Genomic DNA, 19,587 nt, shown 5'->3' with positions numbered 1-19,587 from the left:
GCGCCGGACCCGAGGCCGGCCTCAGCCGGCCGGCTCCGAGGTCGCGCCCGCCGTCCACTCCGCGTCCGGAGCCCCGTACACGGAGACGAGTTCGGCCGCCAGCTCCGCGAGCCGGGCCTTCGTTCGCGGCGGGCCGAGGACCTCGATCTGTGCTCCCAGCCCGGCCAGTTGGGAGGCCAGCACCTCGGGTGACGGGCCGTCCACCTCGATCTCCAGCCGCCCGTCCGCGGCCCCCGCGCCGATCCGCAGCCGGCCGCCGAACAGCCGTCGCAGGATCACCTCGGACCCGGGGTCGGCCAGGGCCCGCGCCGTCACCGCGTGCATGCGGTCCTCCACCGCCGCGGCGAGGGAACGCCAGGCCGTGGCGAGATCGAAACCGTCCGGCCGCACGACGGGTTCACCGGTCGCCTCGACGGACGTGACACGGCTGAGCCGGAAGGTCCGCAGACCGTGTTCGGTACCGGCGACGAGATACGCGGCACCGGCCTTGGACGCGAGCCCGAGCGGATGCACCGTCCGCTCACCGGCCGGCCTGCCCGGGCCCGCGTAACCGAGCCGGACCTGCACCCCGTCGATCACCGCCCGCTGGAGCGCGTCGAGCCGGGGTGCGTCGGCCGTGACCGCGGTCCGCGACCAGTCGGTGGCATCGGTGACTCCGGCGCGTGCCGCCGCCTCGGCGTCCGGACGCAGGGTCGTCGGCAGGGCCCGTACCAACTTGCGCAGGGCCGTACGCAGTTCGGGCGTGGCCGAGGACGGCCCGGCCAGCAGGAACAGTGCCCGGCTCTCGTCGGCGGTCAGCCCGGTGAGATCGGTACGGGCTCCGCCGACGAGCGACCAGCCGCCGCCCCGCCCGCGCTGCGAGTAGACGGGAATCCCGGCGGTGGCCAGCGCCTCCAGATCGCGGCGGGCCGTACGTTCGGCCACGTGGAGTTCGGCCGCGACCTCGGCGACGGTCACCCGTCCACGCGACTGGAGGAACAGCAGCAGCGCCACCAGACGATCAGCTCTCATGCCGGTCATTCTCTTCCGGAAACTGGCCAGAAGGTGGCCAGTTTCGCTTCCAGGATGAGGCCATGACCGACAACACCACGCACCACACCGCCCACCGCCACCCCGGCACCGCCCCCGCCGATCCCCGCACCGCCCTGTGGAAGGCCGTTGGGACCCGGAGGTGCTGGCGGGACCGCTGGCCGCGATGCGACGCGCCGGAGCCGCCGAACCACGCGGCGGCCGGGTGCCGTTCGCCGCCGTGGTGGAGGTGGACGCGGACGCGGCGGACATCGACCGGCTCGTGTCCTGGTACGGCCGAAAGCCGTGAAGGCGTACCCGACAGCAGACCCCCGACAAGACGCCCGACAACCAGAGGACATGAGCACATGATCGTCGTGACCGGAGCCACCGGAAACGTAGGACGCCCACTTGTACAGGCACTCGCGGCGGCCGGAATGGAAGTGACGGCGGTGTCCCGGAACGCCTCCGCGGACGCCTCCCCCGGAACAGGGGCGGTACGGCACTACCGCGCGGACCTCGCCTCTCTGGGCAGCCTGCGCCCCGCGCTCGACGGCGCCGACGCGCTGTTCCTGCACGACACGGGGGCGGGTGCGCAGCTCCTGGAGGTGCGGGACATCTTCGACGCCGCGAGGGCGGGCGGGGTGGGCCGGATCGTGCTGCTGTCCTCCCAGGGCGTGGCCACCCGGCCGCAGTCGGCCTCCCATGGAGGCGTGGGGCGGTCCCTGGAGGAAGCCGTACGGCAGTCGGGCACGCAGTGGACGATCCTGCGCCCCGGCGGCTTCGCCTCCAACGCCTACGCCTGGGCCGACTCGGTCCGTACCCACCGGATCGCGGCCGCGCCCTTCGGCGACGTGGGTCTGCCGGTCATCGACCCGTCCGACATCGCCGAGGTCGCCGCCGCCGCGCTGTACGGGGACGGCCACGCGGGAAGCACGTACGAGTTGACCGGCCCGGCCCTCAGCACACCCCGGCAACGGGCGCGGACCCTCGCGGACGTACTCGGCGAACCGATCGCGTTCATCGAGCAGAGCCGCGACGAAGCGCGTGCGCAGATGCGGCAGTTCATGCCCGAAGCGGTGGTCGGGACGACACTCGCGATCCTCGGCGACCCCACCCCCGCCGAGCAACGGATCAGCCCCACCACCGAACAGCTCCTCGGCCGCCCGGCCCGTACCTTCGCCGAATGGGCCGGCCGGAACATCGAGGCCTTCAAGTAACCATTCAAGTAACCAGAAGGAGCCTCATGCGACCGCAAGCAGCCTCTCTTCAGGGGCGGTTCACGGACGCTTGGTCCGCCACAGCCACCCGGTGCCGGCCAGCGTCACGATGAACGTCAGAGCGACGACCGACCAGCGCAGCGCCGGGTCCACACCGCTTCCGTCATCCGGGAGTGCGACGATGTACCAGCAGATCTTGATCGCGAGGGGGACGAGAAAGGCCAGGGCCACCCCGGTCCACTTCTCGGCCTTGGTCCAGTAGCGGGCCCGGCACACGATCACGACACCACTGACCAGTCCCGCAATGGCTATCCAGTTCAGGATTATGTTCCGGGCCAGGTAGGGCAGGACGGTGCTGACCAGCAGGAGGACCAGGGGCAGCCACACCGGAGAACGGCGCCGGCCCGGCTTCCGGGCCTTCGCTCCCGCGGTGCCGCCGAGCTCCTGGAACGCCGTCGCGGCGATCACGCGGGGGTCGCCCACCTCGCGCAGGATCTCGCGGGTGCTGCCGGGCCGTTCGGCAAGCGCGACCTCGATGTGTTCGCCGAGGTCGGCGATGAGTTCCTGGCGGGCCTCGGGCGGCAGGGTCGACGTCTCGCGTTCGACAGCCGCGAGGTAGTCCTGCACCAGTGTTTCATCGGTCTTCAAGAGTGTGCCCTTCCAGGTGCTCGCCGGGGCTCTTGCCCGGCGTGAGGAGTTGGTCGACTGCGTCACGGAAACCGGGCCAGATCGCGGTGAACTCCGCGAGCGCGGCCCGGCCGGCCCCGGACAGTTCGTAATACCGTCGCGGCGGACCGGACGTCGACTCGCGCCAGGTGGTGACGGCCAGCTCGTCCCGCCGCAACCGCGACAGCAGCGGATACACGGTGCCCTGGCCGGTCGCCAGGGCACCGGTCGCCTGAAGCTCGCGGAGCAGCTCGACGCCGTACTTCGGTTCATCCCGCATCAGCGCGAGAACGCAGTACTCCAGCACTCCCTTGAGCAGCTGGCTTTCGGCCTTGCCCGAGGTCTGGCGTCCCGCCTCACCTGGTTCCATGCATTGCAATGTACCAGGCGAAGCACCGCACTGACCGAACCGTCCACCACCCCTCCTCCACCCCTTCACACCTGAGGTCCTGTGACCTTCCGAACGATTCGAGCTACCGGGGCGGCGATTCGGGCCACCGGTGCCACCACCAGCCCCCGCCGGGCTTGGACACCGGAGTGAGGGGCAAGCTGGAGCCGCTGCGCGGGAAGCTCACGAAGCCGGCCAACCGCGGCCGGCCGCACAAACGGCCCGACCAGCACAAGCATCCCGGAACAGCGTCACTGAGCCGGGATCGGCTGGGTGAGGTTCACCGGGTTGCCGTCGGGGTCCTGGATGTGGGCGACGCGCTGTCCCCACGGCATGTCGTTGGGACCGCCGCGGACCGAGCCGCCCAGCGCCGTCACCCGGCCGAACGTCTCGTCGACGTCGTCGACACCGATGCTGAGCAGGATCCGCGGCGCCGCCCCGGTCCCCGGGTCCGTCTTGGCCACCAGCCCGAGATCGGTGTCGCCGATGCGCAAGCCGATGTAGAAGGCCGGGCCGTTCTCCGGTACCCGGAAGATCTCCTCGGCCCCGAACAATTTCTTGTAGAAGCCGATCAGGACGTCTTGGTCGGCAGTGATGATCACCGGCTGGATGGTGGACATAGCACTCCTGTCGAGAACGGTCGTGTCGCTGGGTAGACCGTTCGAGGACGGTGAACTCATCGGCAAATCCGCCCTGCCGGACGATCTGCACCCCGGACTGCCGCCCACGACCCGTACGAGCGGCCCGAAACGGGGTCACACCACCCCTGCTGACCAGCCACTTCAAGATGGCGCAGCCTCAGTGCCGGGAAGTCCCCACGGCCGGTCGGTGCGTGCGACTGGCGAGAGTCGGCCGGCCGTGGGGAGTGGCGAAACCCCCGGGGCGACGTGAGGCGTTCCGGGAGCTTCGCCTGGGCTGGCGCCAAACGGGATCGGCGGTCCGGGCGCAGCAGGTGTCAGTTTGTCGCCCAGAGCGCTGCTCGCGCGATGACGCGCGGGGCGCATTGCGTATGTCACTTCATCGGACGAAGCGCATCCGGCGGGTGGACGGAGCACTCACATGTCGGCTACCGGTCCACGCGATCAGCAGTCGAGTGGCTTCTGGACTGCTGCGGCCGCCCCGTGCGTACTGGGCGGGGCGCCGGCCGTGGGCGTCACCGCCCACCACCAGGCCGGGCCACCGCCCCGGCCACAGGTCACAGGTCACAGGTCACAGGTCACAGGGAGGGTGTCGCCGCCGTGGCCGTCTACGCCAAGGACGATGTTCACCCGGAACGGGTGGGATGTCGCCGAACACGCAGATCTCTGCATGCCACAACTCTGATACAAGGCTTCGTTGATCTCCACAGACAGCATGTGCCGACTCTCTCCGGAGGTAGTTGGTGATCAGCCGGCTCTGGAATGTGGATGAGAAACGACGGGCGCTGCGTGGATGCGAACGTGGGGACGGCCGACCGCGAAGGGTGGCAGGCCGTCGAGGCAGGTAGCAGCGGAGGCGGTACCTGATTCCGATCTGCGATGGCCGGGTGAGAGAGAGCAGCCCTTGATATCCGCGCGGATTCGACCGGCGATCAATCACTTGACCCGGTCCGTACGGTGTCCGGGTGAAGGACATTCTGATCGACGAACTCCGCACCGCGTATGACACCCAGCTCCGTGGTGTCACCCCGCCCGGCGGCAGCGCCCGCATCGAGAAGGACGGCCCATTGACGCGTGTCGTCGGTTGGCACCGTGGCTTCGTCACGGGCCCACGCGACCTCGGTGTGTGCGGGGCAGACCTGGACACGCTCATAGCGCGGCAGCGTGACTTCTACGCTGCCCGCGGTGAGGCGGTCGAATGGAAGACTCGCTCCCACGACCTTCCCGCCGACCTCACCGACCGGCTCACGGCGGCCGGCTTCGTCGCCGAGGACAGCGAGACCGTGCTCATCGGGCAGTCCGCGGACCTTGCCGCAGATCCCGTTCTGCCCGAGGGTGTGACACTGCGCCGTGTCACCGCCGGATCAGACCTCCAGCGCATCGCCACTATGGAGAGCGCCGTCTGGGGCGAGGACTGGAGCTGGCTCGCCGACGACCTGACCGCTCGGATCGAGAACGCCCCGGAGAACACCATCGTCCTCGTTGCCGAGGCACGTGCCGAAGTCGTCTGCGCCGCCTGGCTGGTGTTCAAGGACGGCGTCGACTTCGGCGGCCTCTGGGGCGGCTCAACGCTTGAGGAATGGCGCGGACAGGGCATCTACCGGGCCATGGTCGCCCACCGAGCCCAACTCGCCGCCGCCCGCCAGGTCCCCTACCTCTACGTTGACGCCTCAGCCGACAGCGCCCCGATCCTCACGCGCCTTGGCCTGCACGCGGTCACCACGACCACACCGTATGTCTGGTCGCCCTGAGCGGTGAAGGTCTTGGTCCGGCCGCCGATGGACTCGTTCGAGGCCATGGCGTCGCTGTTCCTTTCCTCGCGTTCCGTCAGGACCTGGAAAAGGAGTTCGGCGCTGCGGCGGTCCAGTTCCATGTAGCACTACTGCCCGATGAAGCCGGATACACGGGCTCGCCCGGAGTAATGCCGTGTCTCCGGCGAGGTGGCGGTTATGGTCCATTTCCTGACGGTTGTCTTCCGTCGTGTCCGATTCACGAGGGGCGTCATGGACGACAGACAGGCCGGGGACGGGACAGCCGGCAACGACGGGGCATCCGACCCACGCCATAAGGCCGAGCCACTCGAAGCGGCCGATCAGCCCCGCGCGGCCGGTCCGGCGCCATCGCGTGACTCCCACTCATCCGGCACCGCGACGGCCTCAGGGCGGTCCGGTTCGACGCTCCAGCAATCGGCGGCGCACAAGCCCGCGCTGTCGGATCTGTTGCGGGACGGGCCGCCGGTCGGCCCGACCCGGCGGGGGTTCTGGCGCAGCCCGTTGCGTGGGCCCTGGCTGACGTCCGTGCTCGGCGCGGTACTGCTGGTGGGCATCACGCTGATGTTCGTGACGGGACTGCTCTCGTACGCCGCGTACAACCCCGACCTCGGCGCCAACGACAAGACTCCGGACCGGGGCTGGCTGGGGTTCTACCTGTTCGCCTGGCCCACACACCCGTACTGGCTCTACCGGCTCACACAGGGCGTCCACGTCACGCTCGGCATCGTGCTGATCCCGGTGCTGCTCGCGAAGCTGTGGTCGGTGATCCCCAAGCTGTTCTCCTGGCCCCCGGTCAAGTCGGCCGGCCACGCGCTGGAGCGGCTTTCGCTGCTGCTGCTCGTGGGCGGGGTGCTGTTCGAGTTCGCCACCGGAGTACTCAACATCCAGCTGGACTACATCTTCCCCGGCTCGTTCTACCCGCTGCACTTCTACGGTGCCTGGATCTTCATCGGCGCCTTCGTCGTTCACGTCGCCTTCCGTATCCCGCTCATGGTCCGGATGCTGCGCAGCGGCCGTCTCCGCGAGGAGCTGCGCGGCCCGGCGAAGGCGGGGCGGAAGAACTCGGCGGACCCCACGGATCTGGTGACCCCGCACCCCGCAGCGCCCACCATGTCGCGCCGGGGCGCGCTGGGCATGGTGGGGGCGGGCTCCCTGGTGCTGCTCGTCGTGACGGCGGGACAGAGCATCGGGGGTGCCCTGCGGTCCACCGCGCTGCTCGCGCCGCGCGGACAGGACCCCGGGCCGGGCCCCAACGGATTCCAGATCAACAAGACCGCGGTGAGTGTGGGGATCAGGGCGCGCGATGTGGGCCCTGCCTGGCGACTCGTCGTGCGGGGGCCTGGCCGGGAGAAGGTCTTCACCCGTGATCAGGTTCTGGCCATGCCGCAGCACACAGCGGCGTTGCCCATCGCGTGTGTGGAGGGATGGTCCACCGAGAACCAGGAGTGGAGCGGGGTGCGCCTCATGGATCTGGCGGCACTCGTCGGGTTCACGGACGCGGTGCCGCGCGTGTTCGTCCAGTCCGTTCAGCGGGCGGGGTCGTTCCGTTCGACGACGCTGCGCGACAACCAGGTCAGCGATCCGCGCTCCTTGCTGGCTCTGCGAGTCAACGGGGCCGACCTGTCCCCGGACCACGGCTACCCGGCGCGCATCATCGTCCCGGCCAACCCGGGCGTCCACAACACCAAGTGGGTCACCCGGCTGACCTTCGGGGAGAACGCGTGAACCGCCTCCGCACCCTGTACGGAGCCTCGCCGCTCCATCTGCTGCTGGTCCTGTGCTCATTCGCCCTCACCGGCTTTGCCGGAGTACGGCTGCTCAGCGGCGCCGAGCCCTGGAAGGTCGTCATCTGGTTCGTCGGCGCCGCACTCCTGCACGACCTGGTGCTGCTGCCCCTCTACACCGTGACCGACCGCGCCGCCCAGACCCTCCTGGGTGAGCGCCGGGAGCCTGCCGCGGCAGATGAAGCCACCCGGTCGGGCCAGAGGTGGATCAACTACGTCCGGGTTCCGGTCTTCCTCTCCGGTGTGCTGTTCCTGACGTACTTCCCGCTGATCCTGGGACGGGTGAGCTACCGGTACACCCTGTACACCACGCTCTCCGCCGATGTGTTCCTCGGGCGCTGGCTGCTCATCACAGCCGTCCTGTTCGCGCTCTCCGCCGCGGCCCTGCTGATCCGGATGGGCCGTTCCCGCCCCCCGAAGCGGACACCGCCCGCGGCCCCGGCCCCGGCGACACCGCGCGAACCGGGCAAGAGCGGACCGGACCCCGAGACATCGCCGTGACCGAACGCGAGGAACCGGCGGCATCCAGGTCCTCCTGCCCTGCCCCGCCCGCCGGTCAGGCCGGACAGCTGTGAGCACGCGCCCGATCGGCGACTACGCCCTGCTGTCGGACTGCCGCTCGGCAGCACTGATCTCCACAGAGGGTTCCCTGGACTGGCTGTGCCTTCCCCGCTTCGACAGCCCTGCGGTCTTCGGCCGCCTGCTCGACGAGGAGGCCGGCCACTGGTCGGTCCGCCCCACCGGGCCGAGCGAGGTGGTCCGCCGCTACGTGCCGGAAACCCTGGTGCTGGAAACCACCTTCCGTACCGCCACCGGCACGGCCGTCCTCCTCGACGGTCTGGCGATGGGGCACCGAGAACGCGGACACGCGCTCGGAGCGTCCTCACCGGGCGTTCTACTGCGTCAGCTGACCTGCACCAGCGGCTCGGTGGCCGTGGAGACCAGTTTCGCGCCACGGCCCGAGTTCGGCCTCGTCCACCCGGTGATGTCCGTCGTACGGGGCGGGCTCAGCGCGTACGGAGGCAGCCATCGCCTCATCCTGTCCACCCCTCTCCCGCTGCGGATCGACGGTTCGACCGCGCATGGCGAGACCGAGCTGCGGGCGGGCGAGCGGCTCGAATTCGCCCTGTCGTCCCTCTCCGTCTGGGGTGACGACGAAGCGGAGCCCTGGCGAGGAAGGCGCATCCGTCGCCGGCTGAGCGACACGATCAAGGGATGGCGCTCGTGGACGCAGATCCACCGGGGCTACCGCGGCCCGTGGCAGGAGGAGGTCAGCCACAGCGGACGCGTGCTGCGGGCACTGACCTTCACGCCCACCGGTGCCATCGTCGCAGCGGCCACCACATCCCTTCCCGAGAGCGTCGGGGCCGACCGCAACTGGGACTACCGCTACACCTGGGTCCGTGACGCCAGCTTCACTCTCCAGGCCCTGTCCACCGCGGCCTGCGAGAAGGAGAAGGCCGCCTACTTCGGATTCCTCGCCCAGGCTGCGGCGACCCAGCTCGACCGCGGCGTCGACCTCCAGGTCATGTACGGCATCGGTGGTGAAAGGGACCTCAGCGAGCGCACCCTCACCCACCTCTCCGGCTGGCGCGGCAGCGCACCGGTGCGCGCCGGCAACGACGCGTGGCGCCAGCACCAGCTCGACGTCTACGGCGAACTCCTCGACGCAGCCCAGCAGACTCGCCCTCGCAGCGCGTGGTTCGACCCGTCCACCCGCACGTTCCTCCTCCAGGCGGCCGAGACCGCCGCCCGCCGCTGGAACGAGCCCGACCAGGGCATCTGGGAGGTACGAGGGCCCAGCCGCCACTTCGTCTACTCGAAACTCATGTGCTGGGTCGCACTCGACCGCGCCATCGACCTCGCACCCACGCTCGGGGCAACCGCCGAACACGTCACGTGCTGGCGCGACACCCGCCAGACGATCCGCACCGCCATCGAAACCCAAGGGTGGAACCCGCGCATGGGAGCCTTCACCCAGTCGTTCGGATCGAACGAACTCGACGCCTCAGCCCTCATGCTGCCCCTCGTCGGCTTCCTGCCCGGCGACGACCCCCGGATCCGGTCCACCGTGACAGCGATCATGGACCAGCTGACGGACCCTCGCGGACAGGTACGCCGCTACCTCGGCGACGACTTCGCGTCAGACGAGGGCGCGTTCCTGCTCTGCACCTTCTGGCTCGCCCACGCCTTGGCCCTGACCGGCGAGGTCGCCCGCGCCCGCGACGTCTTCGATACCGCTCTCGCCTGCGCCAACGACGTCGGTCTACTGGCCGAAGAAGTGTCTTCCACCACCGGGGAAGCCCTGGGCAACTACCCCCAGGCATTCAGCCACATCGGCCTCATCAACGCGGCACGCGCCATCCACCGAGCCGAAGAGGCACGCCACGATGTCACCACAGGGACCGCATCGGACCGGTGATCCGTTTCGTGTGACATCGCGCCGTGCCCACGCTGGTACTCGGCGGTCAACGTCAGCTCCGACAGAGAGGTGACCGGCCCGTCCGCGCGCAACACCCGCGTCGGTCAGCTCGAAGAGCGCGTCCGCGCGGGGGTAGAGGCAATCGTAGGACTCGGTTCGGAATTCGGACAAAACACCCAACTGCCCCACGTCGAGGCACGCGGACGGAAGACTCATGGCAACTGCCTGTCTCTCGTGCTTCGTTACTCGACAGCCCGAAGCGTGAGGGACGGCCGCGCGCCATCTCCGGGAAACGACCGATCCGGGCAGGTCACAGCCCGGTCGAGTTCGAAGAGAAGCACTACGCCAACCGGGCAGCGACCGAACCGTGAACCTGAAGCCACGTCAACCCGCCCTGATCGGCGCGTCAGCCACTCCCGCGCAGCGGGGGAACCCCGGATAGATGATGATCCTGTCAGCGTCTCGTCACGTTCCGGTAAAGCCATGGCCAGAAAATCTCCTTGACAGCTCCTCGGCCCGGGTGATCAGCTTCGCCTCGGACATGGCTGCGGAACGTGACCAACTCCGGTACGCGGCCGCGACATTGGGGGGCTGATGTCCGAAGTCAGGGAGCAGACCGGGCTGTCCCGACGCAAGCGTGCCGTGGCCGCGATGGCGGCGGGCGCCGTCGTGCTCGCGGGTGCCGCCCTGTGGACCTCGTCCTTCGTCAAGTCGCCCGCCCAGGCCGCGGCCGACGCCGGACCGCCGGCCCGCGACGTGCTCACCGCGCCGGTCGAGCGGCGCGTCCTGGCGGACACCGTCGTCACCCGCGGCACCGTCTCCGCCTCGCAGACGGTCAACCTCGCCCCGGTCGGCACGACCGTGGACGGGTCGACCGCGCCCGTCGTCACGAAGGTGATGGTCCGCTCCGGCCAGACGTTCCCGGCGGGCCGGGTCCTTGTGGAGGTCTCCGGCCGGCCGGTCTTTGCGCTGCCGGGTGCCCTCCCCGTCTACCGCGACCTCAAGCCCGGCAACCACGGCGACGACGTCCGCCAGCTCCAGCAGGCCCTGACGTCGGTGGGCCACTCCACCGGATCCGACCCGTCCGGCACCTACGGCCCCGGCACCAAGCAGGCCGTCGCCGCGCTCTACGCCGCCATCGGCTACGAGCCCGTCCCTGCCTCGGGCGTGGCCGAGGGCACGGACGGCGTCCCGGTCGGCGCCGCCCGGGACGGTGTGAAGCAGGCCCAGCGTCAGCTCGACGGGCTGCTCAGGACCAAGCCCGGGAAAATGCGGGACGCCGACGCGATCCGCTACGCCCGCGAGGACCTGGCCGAGGCGCGGACGCACCTCGCCGAGGCCGAGGCGAAGTCGGGCCCCATGCTCCCCGCCTCCGAGGTGGTCTTCCTCTCCGGCTTCCCGGCCCGCGTCGACTCCATGACCGCCAAGGTCGGCAGCGAGGTCGGCGAGAAGCTCGCGACCGTCTCCGCCGGCCGGCTGGTGGTCAAGGGATCGCTGGGCGCCCAGGAGAAGGGCCTGATCCGTCCCGGCCAGAAGGTCGAGGTGCTGTCCGAGGTCTACGGCGACAAGGTGACCGCCACGGTCGCCTCGGTGGCCGACGTCCCCACCGCCGCCGAGGGCGGGGACCAGGGCGCGGCCGCGGACAGCCAGGGGTACGCCGTCGTCGTCAAGCCCGGCGCCCCGCTCCCGGCCCGGCTCGCCGGGCAGGACGTTCGTCTGACCATCGAGGCCGCCACCTCGGGCAAGAAGGTGCTCGTCGTCCCCGTGTCCGCCCTCTCCGCCGGGGCCGACTCCCGCACCAGCATCACCGTCCTGGACGCTTCCGGCGGGCGGCGGCGCGTCGAGGTCCGGGCCGGCACCTCCGGGGACGGCTACACCGAGGTCGTTCCGGCCGAGGGCGCGCGGCTCGCCGCGGGCGACAAGGTCGTCGTGGGCGTCGCGCGGTGAGCGACGGCCAGGTCGCACCTCCGGTCGTCGAGTTCCGGGGCGTCGGCCTCACCTACCCGGGACCACCGCCGGTGCGGGCGCTGCGGGAATGTGAACTCGCCGTACGCCGGGGCGAGTACGTCACGGTCGTCGGCCCCTCCGGCTCCGGCAAGTCGACCTTCCTCAACATCGCTGGGCTGCTCGACGCGCCCAACGAGGGCCGCTACCTCCTGGACGGCATCGACACTGCCGCCCTCGGCGACGCCGACCGCACCGGGCTGCGCGGGCGACGGATCGGGTTCGTCTTCCAGAGCTTCCACCTGCTGCCGCACCGCTCCGCGCTGGAGAACGTGATGCTGGCCATGGTCTACAACTCCGCCGAGCGCCGCGCCCGCGCCGGGCGGGCCCGCGAGGCGCTGGAGCGGGTCGGCCTCGGCCACCGCACCGATGCGCTGCCCACCCGGCTGTCCGGCGGTGAGCAACAGCGCGTCGCCGTCGCCCGCGCGCTGGTCGCCCGGCCCTCGCTGCTGCTGTGCGACGAACCGACCGGCAACCTCGACACCGCCACCGCGGAATCGATTTTGCAGCTCCTGGACGAGCTCCACCGCGACGGCATGACCCTCCTCGTGATCACGCACGACCCGGACGTCGCGGCGCGCGGCCAGCGCACCGTCACGATCCGGGACGGCATGCTCAGCGAACAGGTGGTGGCCGCGTGAAGCTGCGTCCGCGCAGGGCGCCGCGACGCGAGCGGTCCCATCTGAGCCGGCGCGACCTGCTCTCCGAGTGCGCCGCCGGCATCCTGCAACGCCCCGCGCGCTCCGCGCTCACCGCGCTCGGCACCGTCCTGGGAGTCGGCACCTTCGTCGTGGTCCTCGGCCTCACGGCCACCACGTCCTCGCAGATCGACTCCCGCTTCAATGAGCTGACCGCCACCCAGGTATCCGTCGAGGACACCGGCGGCGAGCAGCCCGAGTACCTGGCGAACGCCTTCCCGGCCGACGCGGACCGCCGCATCGAGGCGCTCAACGGCGTGCGGAAGGCGGGCGTGTACTGGCCGGTGCGGCTGGCACCGGAGCAACTCGTGTCGGCCGCGCCGCCCGGGACCGGCGGCGAAGGGGAGCGGACCGAGGTCGTCGCGGCCTCCCCCGGGATCCTCGAAGCGGCCGGACCCGTCCTGGAGCAGGGCCGGACCTTCGACGCCTACCACGACCGGCGGGGCGAGAACGTTGCGGTGATCGGCTCGGGGCTGGCCGCACGGCTGGGCATCACCACCCTGGAGACCGCGCCGGCGGTCTTCGTGGGCGACCACGCCTTCACCGTCATCGGCATCGTCGCGGACGTCGAGCGCAGGGCCGACCTGCTGCTGTCGGTGGTGGTGCCGCGGACCACCGCCGAGCGGATCTGGGGCGGCCCGGACCGCGGCGCGCGGGCGCAGATGCTCATCGCGACCGACCTGGGGGCGGCCCGGCAGATCGCCTCGGAGGCAGCCCTGGCCCTCGACCCGGCACACCCCGAGTACTTCAAGGCGGTGCCGCCGCCGGACCCGCGGAGCCTGCGCGGCCGCGTCACCTCCGACCTGGACGAACTGTTCATGCTGCTGGCCGGCATCTGCCTGGTGATCGGCGCGGTCGGCATCGCCAACACCACCCTGGTCGCGGTCCTCGAGCGCACCGGCGAGATCGGACTGCGCCGCGCCCTGGGCGCCCGGGGCCGCCACATCACCCTCCAGTTCCTGGCCGAGTCGGGCGCCCTGGGTGCGCTCGGCGGCCTGATCGGCACCAGCCTCGGCACGGTCACCGTCGTCGCCATGGCGGTCGTCCGCGACTGGACCCCCGTCATCCACCCGGCGACCGTCGTGGCCGCCCCCGCGATCGGGCTGATCACCGGGCTGCTCGCGGGGCTCTACCCCGCCTGGCGGGCCAGCCGCATCCAGCCCGCGGAGGCCCTGCGCCGCTGATCCGCCCCGCCCCTCCACGCCTGCAAGGAAGAGATGTGCGAAAGACGACGAAGGCGGCAGTGGCCGCACTGTTCACCGGTGCCCTGCTCCTCACGGGGTGCGGCGGCGACTCCGACGAAACGGCCGCGCCCCGGCAGCCGGACAACTCCATCGCGCCCGCGTCGTCCAGCCTCACCACGGACCTGGCCCTGCCCGTGGAGGCGTACATCTTCTCGGAGTCCGAGATCGCCCAGCTGACCCGGGCCATGAGCAGCCTCGCCGTGGACTGCATGAAGGAGGCCGGCTTCGCCTACCGGCCGGACGACAACCAGTCCCCGGACATCGGTGTCATGGACCGCCGCTACGGCGTCGCCAACAGCCACACCGCGCAGGCCTACGGATACCACTTCCCGGCCCCGCCGGCCGGGCGGGACAGCGCCCTCAAGTCGCTGAGCAAGGCGGCCCGCGTCACCTTGTCCGGCGAGCCCCTCGCGGACGGCACGTTCGATTCCGGTGGCGGCTGCATCGGCAAGGCCAAGAAGCGGCTCGCGGGCAGCGCCGACGAGTTCGGACCCGACGAGGCGGCCCGCACCCTCAACCTGAGCAGCTACGCCCGCAGTCAGAAGGACCCCCGGGTGCTCGTCGCCTTCCGTACCTGGTCGTCGTGCATGACGGCCAAGGGCTACCGCTACGACTCGCCCATGGACGCCATCGACAACCCGGACTTCGCCGGCAAGAAGGCGGACCAGAAGGAGATTTCGACGGCCCGAGCGGACGTCGAATGCAAGAAGAAGACCGGACTCGTCCGTGCCTGGTTCGACGTCGAATCCGAGTTGCAGCGCAGGGAGATCGAGAAGGACCCCGAGACCTTCGCCCGGATCGAGCGGCACAAGACCGACCAGCTCAAGCGTGCCGCAGCCGAACTCGGCCAGTCCAGCTGACAACACCACTCAGGCAACACCACTCAGGGAGAACATCATGCGTATCCGTCAGTCCGCCGCGGCCGCCGCGCTGGCCGCCGCCGGCACCCTGGGCATGCTGGCCACCGCCGCGCCCGCACAGGCCGACAGCATCCCCGACAGCCTGTGCGGCGGTGTCATCGATAGCCACTACTGCCTCTGGTACAACTCCAACCAGAAGGGCGGCTGGACCGCCACGACCGGGAACGTCGCCAACTGGGACAACTACAGCGGCAACGGGTACCCGATGAACTTCTCGGACGGCGGCCAGGGCACCAACGGCGTCGGCACCCACGTGAAGAACAACGCCGCGTCCTACGCCAACAGCGACGACAGCAGGACCGGCGTGTCGTACTTCAACTCCAACTACGCCGGCGCCTCCGACGTGGCCCCGCCGCGCGACAAGGGCAACCTCGTCAACACGTACAACAACAACGCGTCCTTCCGCTGGCGCTGACCAACCGAACCGACCACCCGAGCCGACCACCCTGAGCCGACCACCTGAGGAGAACATCATGCGTATCCGTCAGTCCGCCGTGGCCGCCGCGCTGGCCGCCGCCGGCACCCTGGGCATGCTGGCCACCGCCGCGCCCGCACAGGCCGACAGCATCCCCGACAGCCTGTGCGGTGGTGTCATCGATGTCGACTACTGCCTCTGGTACAACTCCAACCAGAAGGGCGGCTGGACCGCCACCTACGAGAACATCTCCAACTGGGACAACATCGGCGGGTACCCGATGATCTTCTCGAACGGCGGCGACGGCACCAACGGCGTCGGCACCCACGTGAAGAACAACGCCGCGTCCTACGCCAACAGCCACGACAGCAAGACCGGCGTGTCGTACTTCAACTCCAACTACGCCGGCGCCTCCGACGTGGCCCCGCCGCGCGACAAGGGCAACCTCGTCAACACGTACAACAACAACGCGTCCTTCCGCTGGCGCTGACCGGGTGACGCGCCGGGCCCCTCTCCTTCGGTCCTTCCGGAGAGGGGCCCGTCCTCGTCTCACCAGGTGAACGCCGGGTCCACGTGCATGCAGGCGCCCGTGTCCGCCCCGTTGAGGGCCTCGGCGGACTCGGGCGTCTTCTCGTCGTCGGTCCTGGACGGCTCGCGCCAGTCCCATGCCGTCACCACCGACTACGGAACAGAGCCGAACGTTTGACAGACCCATGGGGATGTCCGCCCCTTCCTGGACTTCGCGCCGTGCGCGCCATTCAGGCGACTCGCCGCCCTCTCGCCGCCTGCAGGGCAGGAACAGGCTCGCCGCCGCGACGCGTAAATCAGGCTCCCAGGAGCGCCGGCTGGCCGCCTTGGATGTGGGTCATGCCACGTGGGCATCGCAGGCCGGCCCGCTGAGAACGTCGCTCACAGGCAGCGGGTCAGCGGTGGTCATCACCACACCACGGCCGCAGACGGCACGCTCGTTACAAAGGGAGGCCGGTCCGCTCCGCTCACGCATCGCTCACGCAAGCAGCTCCACGACATCCCCGTCGTCCGGCTCGGCATGCCCCGGACATGAAAAAACCCCAGGTCACGGCGAGTGAGTCCTGGGGTAATTCCGAGCCGCCTTCGGGATTCGAACCCGAGACCTACGCATTACGAGTGCGTTGCTCTGGCCAACTGAGCTAAGGCGGCACGCCCTGCCACACCATGGTGCGATCAGCAGCGGGCCCAAGTCTACACAGTTTCCAGGGGTGCTCAGTACCGCCCTGTCGCCAGGGTGTAGTCGCAGGTCAGTGGCGGGGCGGGTGGGGTCAGGAGCACTTCTTGCCGTCGCTCGGCGGGGTGCCTTCCAGAAGGTACGTGTTGATCGCCGTGTCGATGCAGTCGCTGCCGCGGCCGTACGCCGTGTGGCCGTCGCCCTCGTAGGTGAGGAGGGTCCCGGAGGAGAGCTGGCCGGCAAGGCCCTTGGCCCACTTGTACGGGGTGGCCGGGTCCCGGGTGGTGCCGACCACCACGATCGGGGCCGCGCCCTCGGCCTTGATGCGGTGCGGGGTGCCGGTGGCGCGGACCGGCCAGTAGGCGCAGTTCAGGGAGGCCCAGGCGAAGCCCTTGCCGAAGACCGGGGAGGCCTTCTCGAAGGTGGGGAGCGCCTGGGTGACCGCCTTGGAGGTGGTGAAGGCGGGCGGGAGGTCGATGCAGTTCACGGCCGCGTTGGCGTACATCAGGTTCGCGTACGTGCCGTTGGGCTCGCGCTCGTAGTAGCTGTCCGCCAGGGAGAGCAGGCCGGAACCGTCGCCCTTCTCGGCAGCGGTGAGCGCCTCGCGGAGCTGGGGCCAGGCCGACTCGTCGTACATGGCGGCGATGACCCCCGTGGTGGCGAGGGACTCGCCGAGCTTGCGGGGGCCACCCGTGGGAATCGGTTTGGCGTCGAGGCCGGCGAAGAGCTGCTTCAGCCTGTTCGCCGCGTCGGAGGCGGACGTGGTGCCGAGCGGGCAGTCCGCCTTCTTGACGCAGTCCCCGGCGAAGGACTGGAACGCCGTCTCGAACCCCGCGGTCTGGTCGCGGTTGATCTCGACCGAGGGAAGCGACGGGTCCATCGCACCGTCGAGGACGAGCCGGCCTGACCGTGCGGGGAAGAGTTCGGCGTACGTCGCGCCCAGGAAGGTGCCGTACGAGGCCCCGACGTAGTTCAGCTGGTCGTCGCCGAGCAGAGCGCGCAGGACGTCCATGTCACGCGCCGTCTCGACGGTGGAGACATGCGGCAGGATCTCCCCGGAGTGCTGCTCGCAGCCCGTGGCGAACTTCTTGAACGCACCGCTCAGCGCGGTGACCTCGCCGGCGTCGTCCGGCGTCTGGTCGACCTGGGTGTAGGCGTCCATCTGCGGACCGGTGAGACATTCGACGGGTTCGCTGCGCGCCACCCCTCGCGGATCGATGGCCACCATGTCGTACCGGGCCCGCACCTGGGCGGGGTAGCCGATCGCGGCGTAGCTCTGGAGGTAGCCGATGGCCGATCCGCCGGGGCCGCCCGGATTCACCAGCAGGGAGCCGATCCGCTTGCCGGGCCCGGTGGCCTTCTTGCGGGAGACCGCCAGCTTGATCTCGCCGTCGTCCGGCTTCGCGTAGTCGAGCGGCGCCTTCATCGTGGCGCACTGGAATCCGGTGACGCCGCAGTCCCGCCAGCTGAGGTGCTGCGCGTAGAACGTCTTCAGCGCCGCGGGGACGGGGGAGACAGCTGCCCTCGGCATTGACGACGAGGCGCTCGTCGTCGAACTTCCACTGCTGCAGCCGGAGATGAGGAGGCCGGCAGTGCCGAGCGCGATGGCGAGGGTGCGGAGCGGGCGCCTGGTGTCCATGTCCGGAGCGTAGCCGCCGGGCGACGACTCGCCCGATTCCCTGCTCATCCGGGTGATTCGGTGACACTCGGTGGATCGATGGGCAGTGGATGATCCGGGGGCATGGCGCTGGACAGCGGTGGCCGCTGGACAGTGGTGTCCGCTGGACCCTGATGGCCGCCGGACCCGTGACGTCAGCCGGCCCGCAGCGCCATCGTCATGGCCTCGACCGCGAGCAGCGGGGCCACGTTGCGGTCCAGCGCCCGGCGGCAGGCGATCACTGCCTCGATCCGGCGCAGGGTCCGCTCGGGGGTGGACGAGCGGACGATGCGGTCGAGGGAGTCCTGCGCGTCGGTATTGGCGATGGCGATCCGCGAGCCCAGCTGGAGAGCGAGCACGTCGCGGTAGAAGCCGGTCAGTTCGGTGAGTGCCAGATCGAGGCTGTCGCGCTGCGTACGGGTCTTGCGGCGCTTCTGCTTGTCCTCCAGCTCCTTCATCACCCCGGCCGTGCCCCGCGGCATCCGGCCTCCGGCGGACGCGCCGAGCGCGGCCTTCATGTCTTCCGTCTCTTTGACGTCCACGTCCTCGGCGACCTGTTTCGCGTCGTCGGTGGCGGTGTCGATCAGCTCCTGCGCGGCCTTGAGGCAGCCGCCGATGTCCTCGACGCGCAGCGGCAGTTTGAGGACCGCCGCGCGACGGGACCGGGCCCGCTCGTCCGTGGCGAGGCGGCGGGCCCTGCCGATGTGGCCCTGGGTGGCGCGGGCGGCGGCCGCGGCCCGCTCCGGGTCGATGCCGTCACGCCGGATCAGGACGTCGGCGACCGCGTCGACCGACGGGGTGCGCAGCGTGAGGTGACGGCAGCGGGACCGGATCGTGGGCAGTACGTCCTCCAGCGAGGGCGCGCAGAGCAGCCACACGGTACGGGGCGCGGGCTCCTCGATCGCCTTCAGCAGGACGTTGCCCGCGCCTTCGGTGAGGCGGTCGGCGTCCTCCATGACGATGACCTGCCAGCGTCCGACGGCCGGGGAGAGCTGGGCGCGGCGGACCAGCTCTCGGGTCTCCTTCACACCGATGGAGAGCAGGTCGGTGCGGATCACGTCGACATCGGCGTGCGTACCGATGAGGCTGGTGTGACAGCCGTCGCAGAAACCGCAGCCCGGCGCCCCGCCCAGGGCGCGGTCCGGACTGGTGCACTGCAGAGCGGCGGCGAAGGCGCGGGCGGCGGTGGACCGTCCGGAGCCCGGCGGGCCGGTGAACAGCCAGGCGTGGGTCATCTTCGAGCCGGACGGCACCGGCTCTCCCGCCGAGATGGCGGAGACCAGCACGTCGGCGTCCCGGGCGGCGGCGCCGAGCTGCTCCTGCACCCGGTCCTGGCCGACCAGGTCGTCCCATACGGACATGGGTCACCGCCCTTCCGGTGGTGTGCGGCCGCGCTGCCCTTCCGTGGAACGGCGGCGCGGCCCTGTGCGGCTCTCGTCATGGCTCTCGCCGTGACTCTCGTCGATCAGGCGCCGATCAGGCGTCGATCCGGCTTCCCATTGTGGGGGACGGGTCTGACAATCCCGGCAGACCGGGTGACCGGTCAC

At 70.4% G+C, this 19,587-nt stretch carries 19 protein-coding genes, 1 tRNA gene and 1 pseudogene; 12 read left to right on the top strand and 9 right to left on the bottom strand.

What is annotated here, in order from left to right:
* Positions 1-21: 21 nt before the first annotated feature.
* Positions 22-1,011: a helix-turn-helix transcriptional regulator gene (locus OG322_RS20360; RefSeq protein ID WP_123462085.1), complete on the bottom strand. Its 990-nt coding sequence runs from the start codon at positions 1,009-1,011 to the stop codon at positions 22-24.
* A gap of 136 nt (positions 1,012-1,147) precedes the next feature.
* On the opposite strand from OG322_RS20360, the gene OG322_RS20355 reads away from it, so the two are divergent.
* Both OG322_RS20355 and OG322_RS20350 read left to right on the top strand, forming a co-directional pair.
* A complete protein-coding gene (locus OG322_RS20355) occupies positions 1,148-1,318 on the top strand; it encodes a hypothetical protein (RefSeq protein WP_185095312.1) in 171 nt (56 codons plus the stop codon).
* A 58-nt stretch (positions 1,319-1,376) separates the two neighbouring features.
* The gene (locus tag OG322_RS20350; RefSeq protein ID WP_266411665.1) at positions 1,377-2,228 is read left to right on the top strand and encodes an SDR family oxidoreductase; all 852 of its coding nucleotides are present in this window, start codon (positions 1,377-1,379) and stop codon (positions 2,226-2,228) included.
* Positions 2,229-2,288: 60 nt separating this feature from the next.
* Here the strand turns inward: OG322_RS20350 and OG322_RS20345 are convergent, their stop codons facing one another.
* From OG322_RS20345 to OG322_RS20335, 3 genes are all read right to left on the bottom strand, one after another.
* Complete coding sequence (locus OG322_RS20345) at positions 2,289-2,876, bottom strand: HAAS signaling domain-containing protein (protein WP_123460094.1); 588 nt, start codon at positions 2,874-2,876, stop codon at positions 2,289-2,291.
* Positions 2,863-3,264, bottom strand: a complete 402-nt coding sequence (locus tag OG322_RS20340) for a PadR family transcriptional regulator (RefSeq protein ID WP_123460095.1) — start codon at positions 3,262-3,264, stop codon at positions 2,863-2,865. Before OG322_RS20340 ends, OG322_RS20345 begins: the two co-directional genes overlap by 14 nt.
* 269 nt (positions 3,265-3,533) lie before the next feature.
* Complete coding sequence (locus OG322_RS20335; RefSeq protein ID WP_123460096.1) at positions 3,534-3,902, bottom strand: VOC family protein; 369 nt, start codon at positions 3,900-3,902, stop codon at positions 3,534-3,536.
* Positions 3,903-4,885: 983 nt separating this feature from the next.
* Between OG322_RS20335 and OG322_RS20330 the strand changes: the two genes are divergently transcribed.
* Positions 4,886-5,671 (top strand): GNAT family N-acetyltransferase, encoded by a 786-nt coding sequence (locus OG322_RS20330; RefSeq protein WP_329306771.1) that lies wholly within the window; start codon positions 4,886-4,888, stop codon positions 5,669-5,671.
* A gap of 2 nt (positions 5,672-5,673) precedes the next feature.
* Here OG322_RS20330 and OG322_RS20325 read toward each other — a convergent pair.
* Positions 5,674-5,796 (bottom strand): annotated as a pseudogene (locus OG322_RS20325) (IS21-like element helper ATPase IstB); the annotation flags it as partial.
* Positions 5,797-5,923: 127 nt separating this feature from the next.
* On the opposite strand from OG322_RS20325, the gene OG322_RS20320 reads away from it, so the two are divergent.
* The 9 genes from OG322_RS20320 (at position 5,924) to OG322_RS20275 (ending at position 15,669) form a co-directional block, all read left to right on the top strand.
* A complete protein-coding gene (locus OG322_RS20320) occupies positions 5,924-7,417 on the top strand; it encodes a molybdopterin-dependent oxidoreductase (RefSeq protein ID WP_329306770.1) in 1,494 nt (497 codons plus the stop codon).
* Entirely contained in the window at positions 7,414-7,977 is a 564-nt protein-coding gene (locus tag OG322_RS20315; RefSeq protein WP_241200018.1) for a hypothetical protein, read from the top strand. The genes OG322_RS20320 and OG322_RS20315 overlap by 4 nt, the downstream gene beginning before the upstream one ends.
* Before the next feature lie 70 nt (positions 7,978-8,047).
* The gene (locus OG322_RS20310; RefSeq protein WP_329306769.1) at positions 8,048-9,898 is read left to right on the top strand and encodes a glycoside hydrolase family 15 protein; all 1,851 of its coding nucleotides are present in this window, start codon (positions 8,048-8,050) and stop codon (positions 9,896-9,898) included.
* 594 nt (positions 9,899-10,492) lie between these two features.
* A complete protein-coding gene (locus tag OG322_RS20300) occupies positions 10,493-11,845 on the top strand; it encodes a peptidoglycan-binding protein (RefSeq protein ID WP_123460099.1) in 1,353 nt (450 codons plus the stop codon).
* Positions 11,842-12,543: an ABC transporter ATP-binding protein gene (locus tag OG322_RS20295; protein ID WP_123460100.1), complete on the top strand. Its 702-nt coding sequence runs from the start codon at positions 11,842-11,844 to the stop codon at positions 12,541-12,543. The genes OG322_RS20300 and OG322_RS20295 overlap by 4 nt, the downstream gene beginning before the upstream one ends.
* The gene (locus tag OG322_RS20290; protein ID WP_123460101.1) at positions 12,540-13,784 is read left to right on the top strand and encodes an ABC transporter permease; all 1,245 of its coding nucleotides are present in this window, start codon (positions 12,540-12,542) and stop codon (positions 13,782-13,784) included. The genes OG322_RS20295 and OG322_RS20290 overlap by 4 nt, the downstream gene beginning before the upstream one ends.
* Positions 13,785-13,819: 35 nt before the next feature.
* Positions 13,820-14,704 carry a hypothetical protein gene (locus OG322_RS20285; RefSeq protein ID WP_124284319.1) on the top strand — a complete coding sequence of 295 codons (885 nt, stop codon included), beginning with the start codon at positions 13,820-13,822 and terminating at the stop codon, positions 14,702-14,704.
* A 37-nt stretch (positions 14,705-14,741) separates the two neighbouring features.
* Positions 14,742-15,179 (top strand): peptidase M23, encoded by a 438-nt coding sequence (locus OG322_RS20280; RefSeq protein ID WP_123460103.1) that lies wholly within the window; start codon positions 14,742-14,744, stop codon positions 15,177-15,179.
* A gap of 58 nt (positions 15,180-15,237) precedes the next feature.
* Positions 15,238-15,669, top strand: coding sequence for a peptidase M23 (locus OG322_RS20275; RefSeq protein ID WP_123460104.1), 432 nt, complete (start codon positions 15,238-15,240; stop codon positions 15,667-15,669).
* A gap of 59 nt (positions 15,670-15,728) precedes the next feature.
* On the opposite strand, the gene OG322_RS20270 is transcribed toward OG322_RS20275, so the two are convergent.
* From OG322_RS20270 to OG322_RS20255, 4 genes are all read right to left on the bottom strand, one after another.
* Positions 15,729-15,854, bottom strand: coding sequence for a hypothetical protein (locus OG322_RS20270; RefSeq protein WP_260146851.1), 126 nt, complete (start codon positions 15,852-15,854; stop codon positions 15,729-15,731).
* Between the two features lie 430 nt (positions 15,855-16,284).
* Positions 16,285-16,358, bottom strand: a tRNA-Thr gene (locus tag OG322_RS20265).
* Between the two features lie 119 nt (positions 16,359-16,477).
* The gene (locus tag OG322_RS20260) at positions 16,478-18,022 is read right to left on the bottom strand and encodes an alpha/beta hydrolase (protein ID WP_266411647.1); all 1,545 of its coding nucleotides are present in this window, start codon (positions 18,020-18,022) and stop codon (positions 16,478-16,480) included.
* Positions 18,023-18,195: 173 nt separating this feature from the next.
* Positions 18,196-19,401, bottom strand: coding sequence for a DNA polymerase III subunit delta' (locus tag OG322_RS20255; protein ID WP_123460105.1), 1,206 nt, complete (start codon positions 19,399-19,401; stop codon positions 18,196-18,198).
* Positions 19,402-19,587 lie beyond the last annotated feature (186 nt).

This window comes from Streptomyces sp. NBC_01260 (assembly GCF_036226405.1).
GTDB lineage: Bacteria > Actinomycetota > Actinomycetes > Streptomycetales > Streptomycetaceae > Streptomyces > Streptomyces laculatispora.
Note: the sequence above shows the minus strand (reverse complement) of the source record. Positions and strands in the feature narration are given on the sequence as shown.

Bases quoted from the DNA above. Each gene is read 5' to 3' on its own strand.
- OG322_RS20360 (WP_123462085.1), bottom strand. From the start codon at position 1,011: ATGAGAGCTGATCGTCTGGTGGCGCTGCTGCTGTTCCTCCAGTCGCGT.
- OG322_RS20350 (WP_266411665.1), top strand. From the start codon at position 1,377: ATGATCGTCGTGACCGGAGCCACCGGAAACGTAGGACGCCCACTTGTA.
- OG322_RS20340 (WP_123460095.1), bottom strand. From the start codon at position 3,264: ATGGAACCAGGTGAGGCGGGACGCCAGACCTCGGGCAAGGCCGAAAGC.
- OG322_RS20335 (WP_123460096.1), bottom strand. From the start codon at position 3,902: ATGTCCACCATCCAGCCGGTGATCATCACTGCCGACCAAGACGTCCTG.
- OG322_RS20320 (WP_329306770.1), top strand. From the start codon at position 5,924: ATGGACGACAGACAGGCCGGGGACGGGACAGCCGGCAACGACGGGGCA.
- OG322_RS20300 (WP_123460099.1), top strand. From the start codon at position 10,493: ATGTCCGAAGTCAGGGAGCAGACCGGGCTGTCCCGACGCAAGCGTGCC.
- OG322_RS20280 (WP_123460103.1), top strand. From the start codon at position 14,742: ATGCGTATCCGTCAGTCCGCCGCGGCCGCCGCGCTGGCCGCCGCCGGC.
- OG322_RS20275 (WP_123460104.1), top strand. From the start codon at position 15,238: ATGCGTATCCGTCAGTCCGCCGTGGCCGCCGCGCTGGCCGCCGCCGGC.
- OG322_RS20260 (WP_266411647.1), bottom strand. From the start codon at position 18,022: ATGGACACCAGGCGCCCGCTCCGCACCCTCGCCATCGCGCTCGGCACT.
- OG322_RS20255 (WP_123460105.1), bottom strand. From the start codon at position 19,401: ATGTCCGTATGGGACGACCTGGTCGGCCAGGACCGGGTGCAGGAGCAG.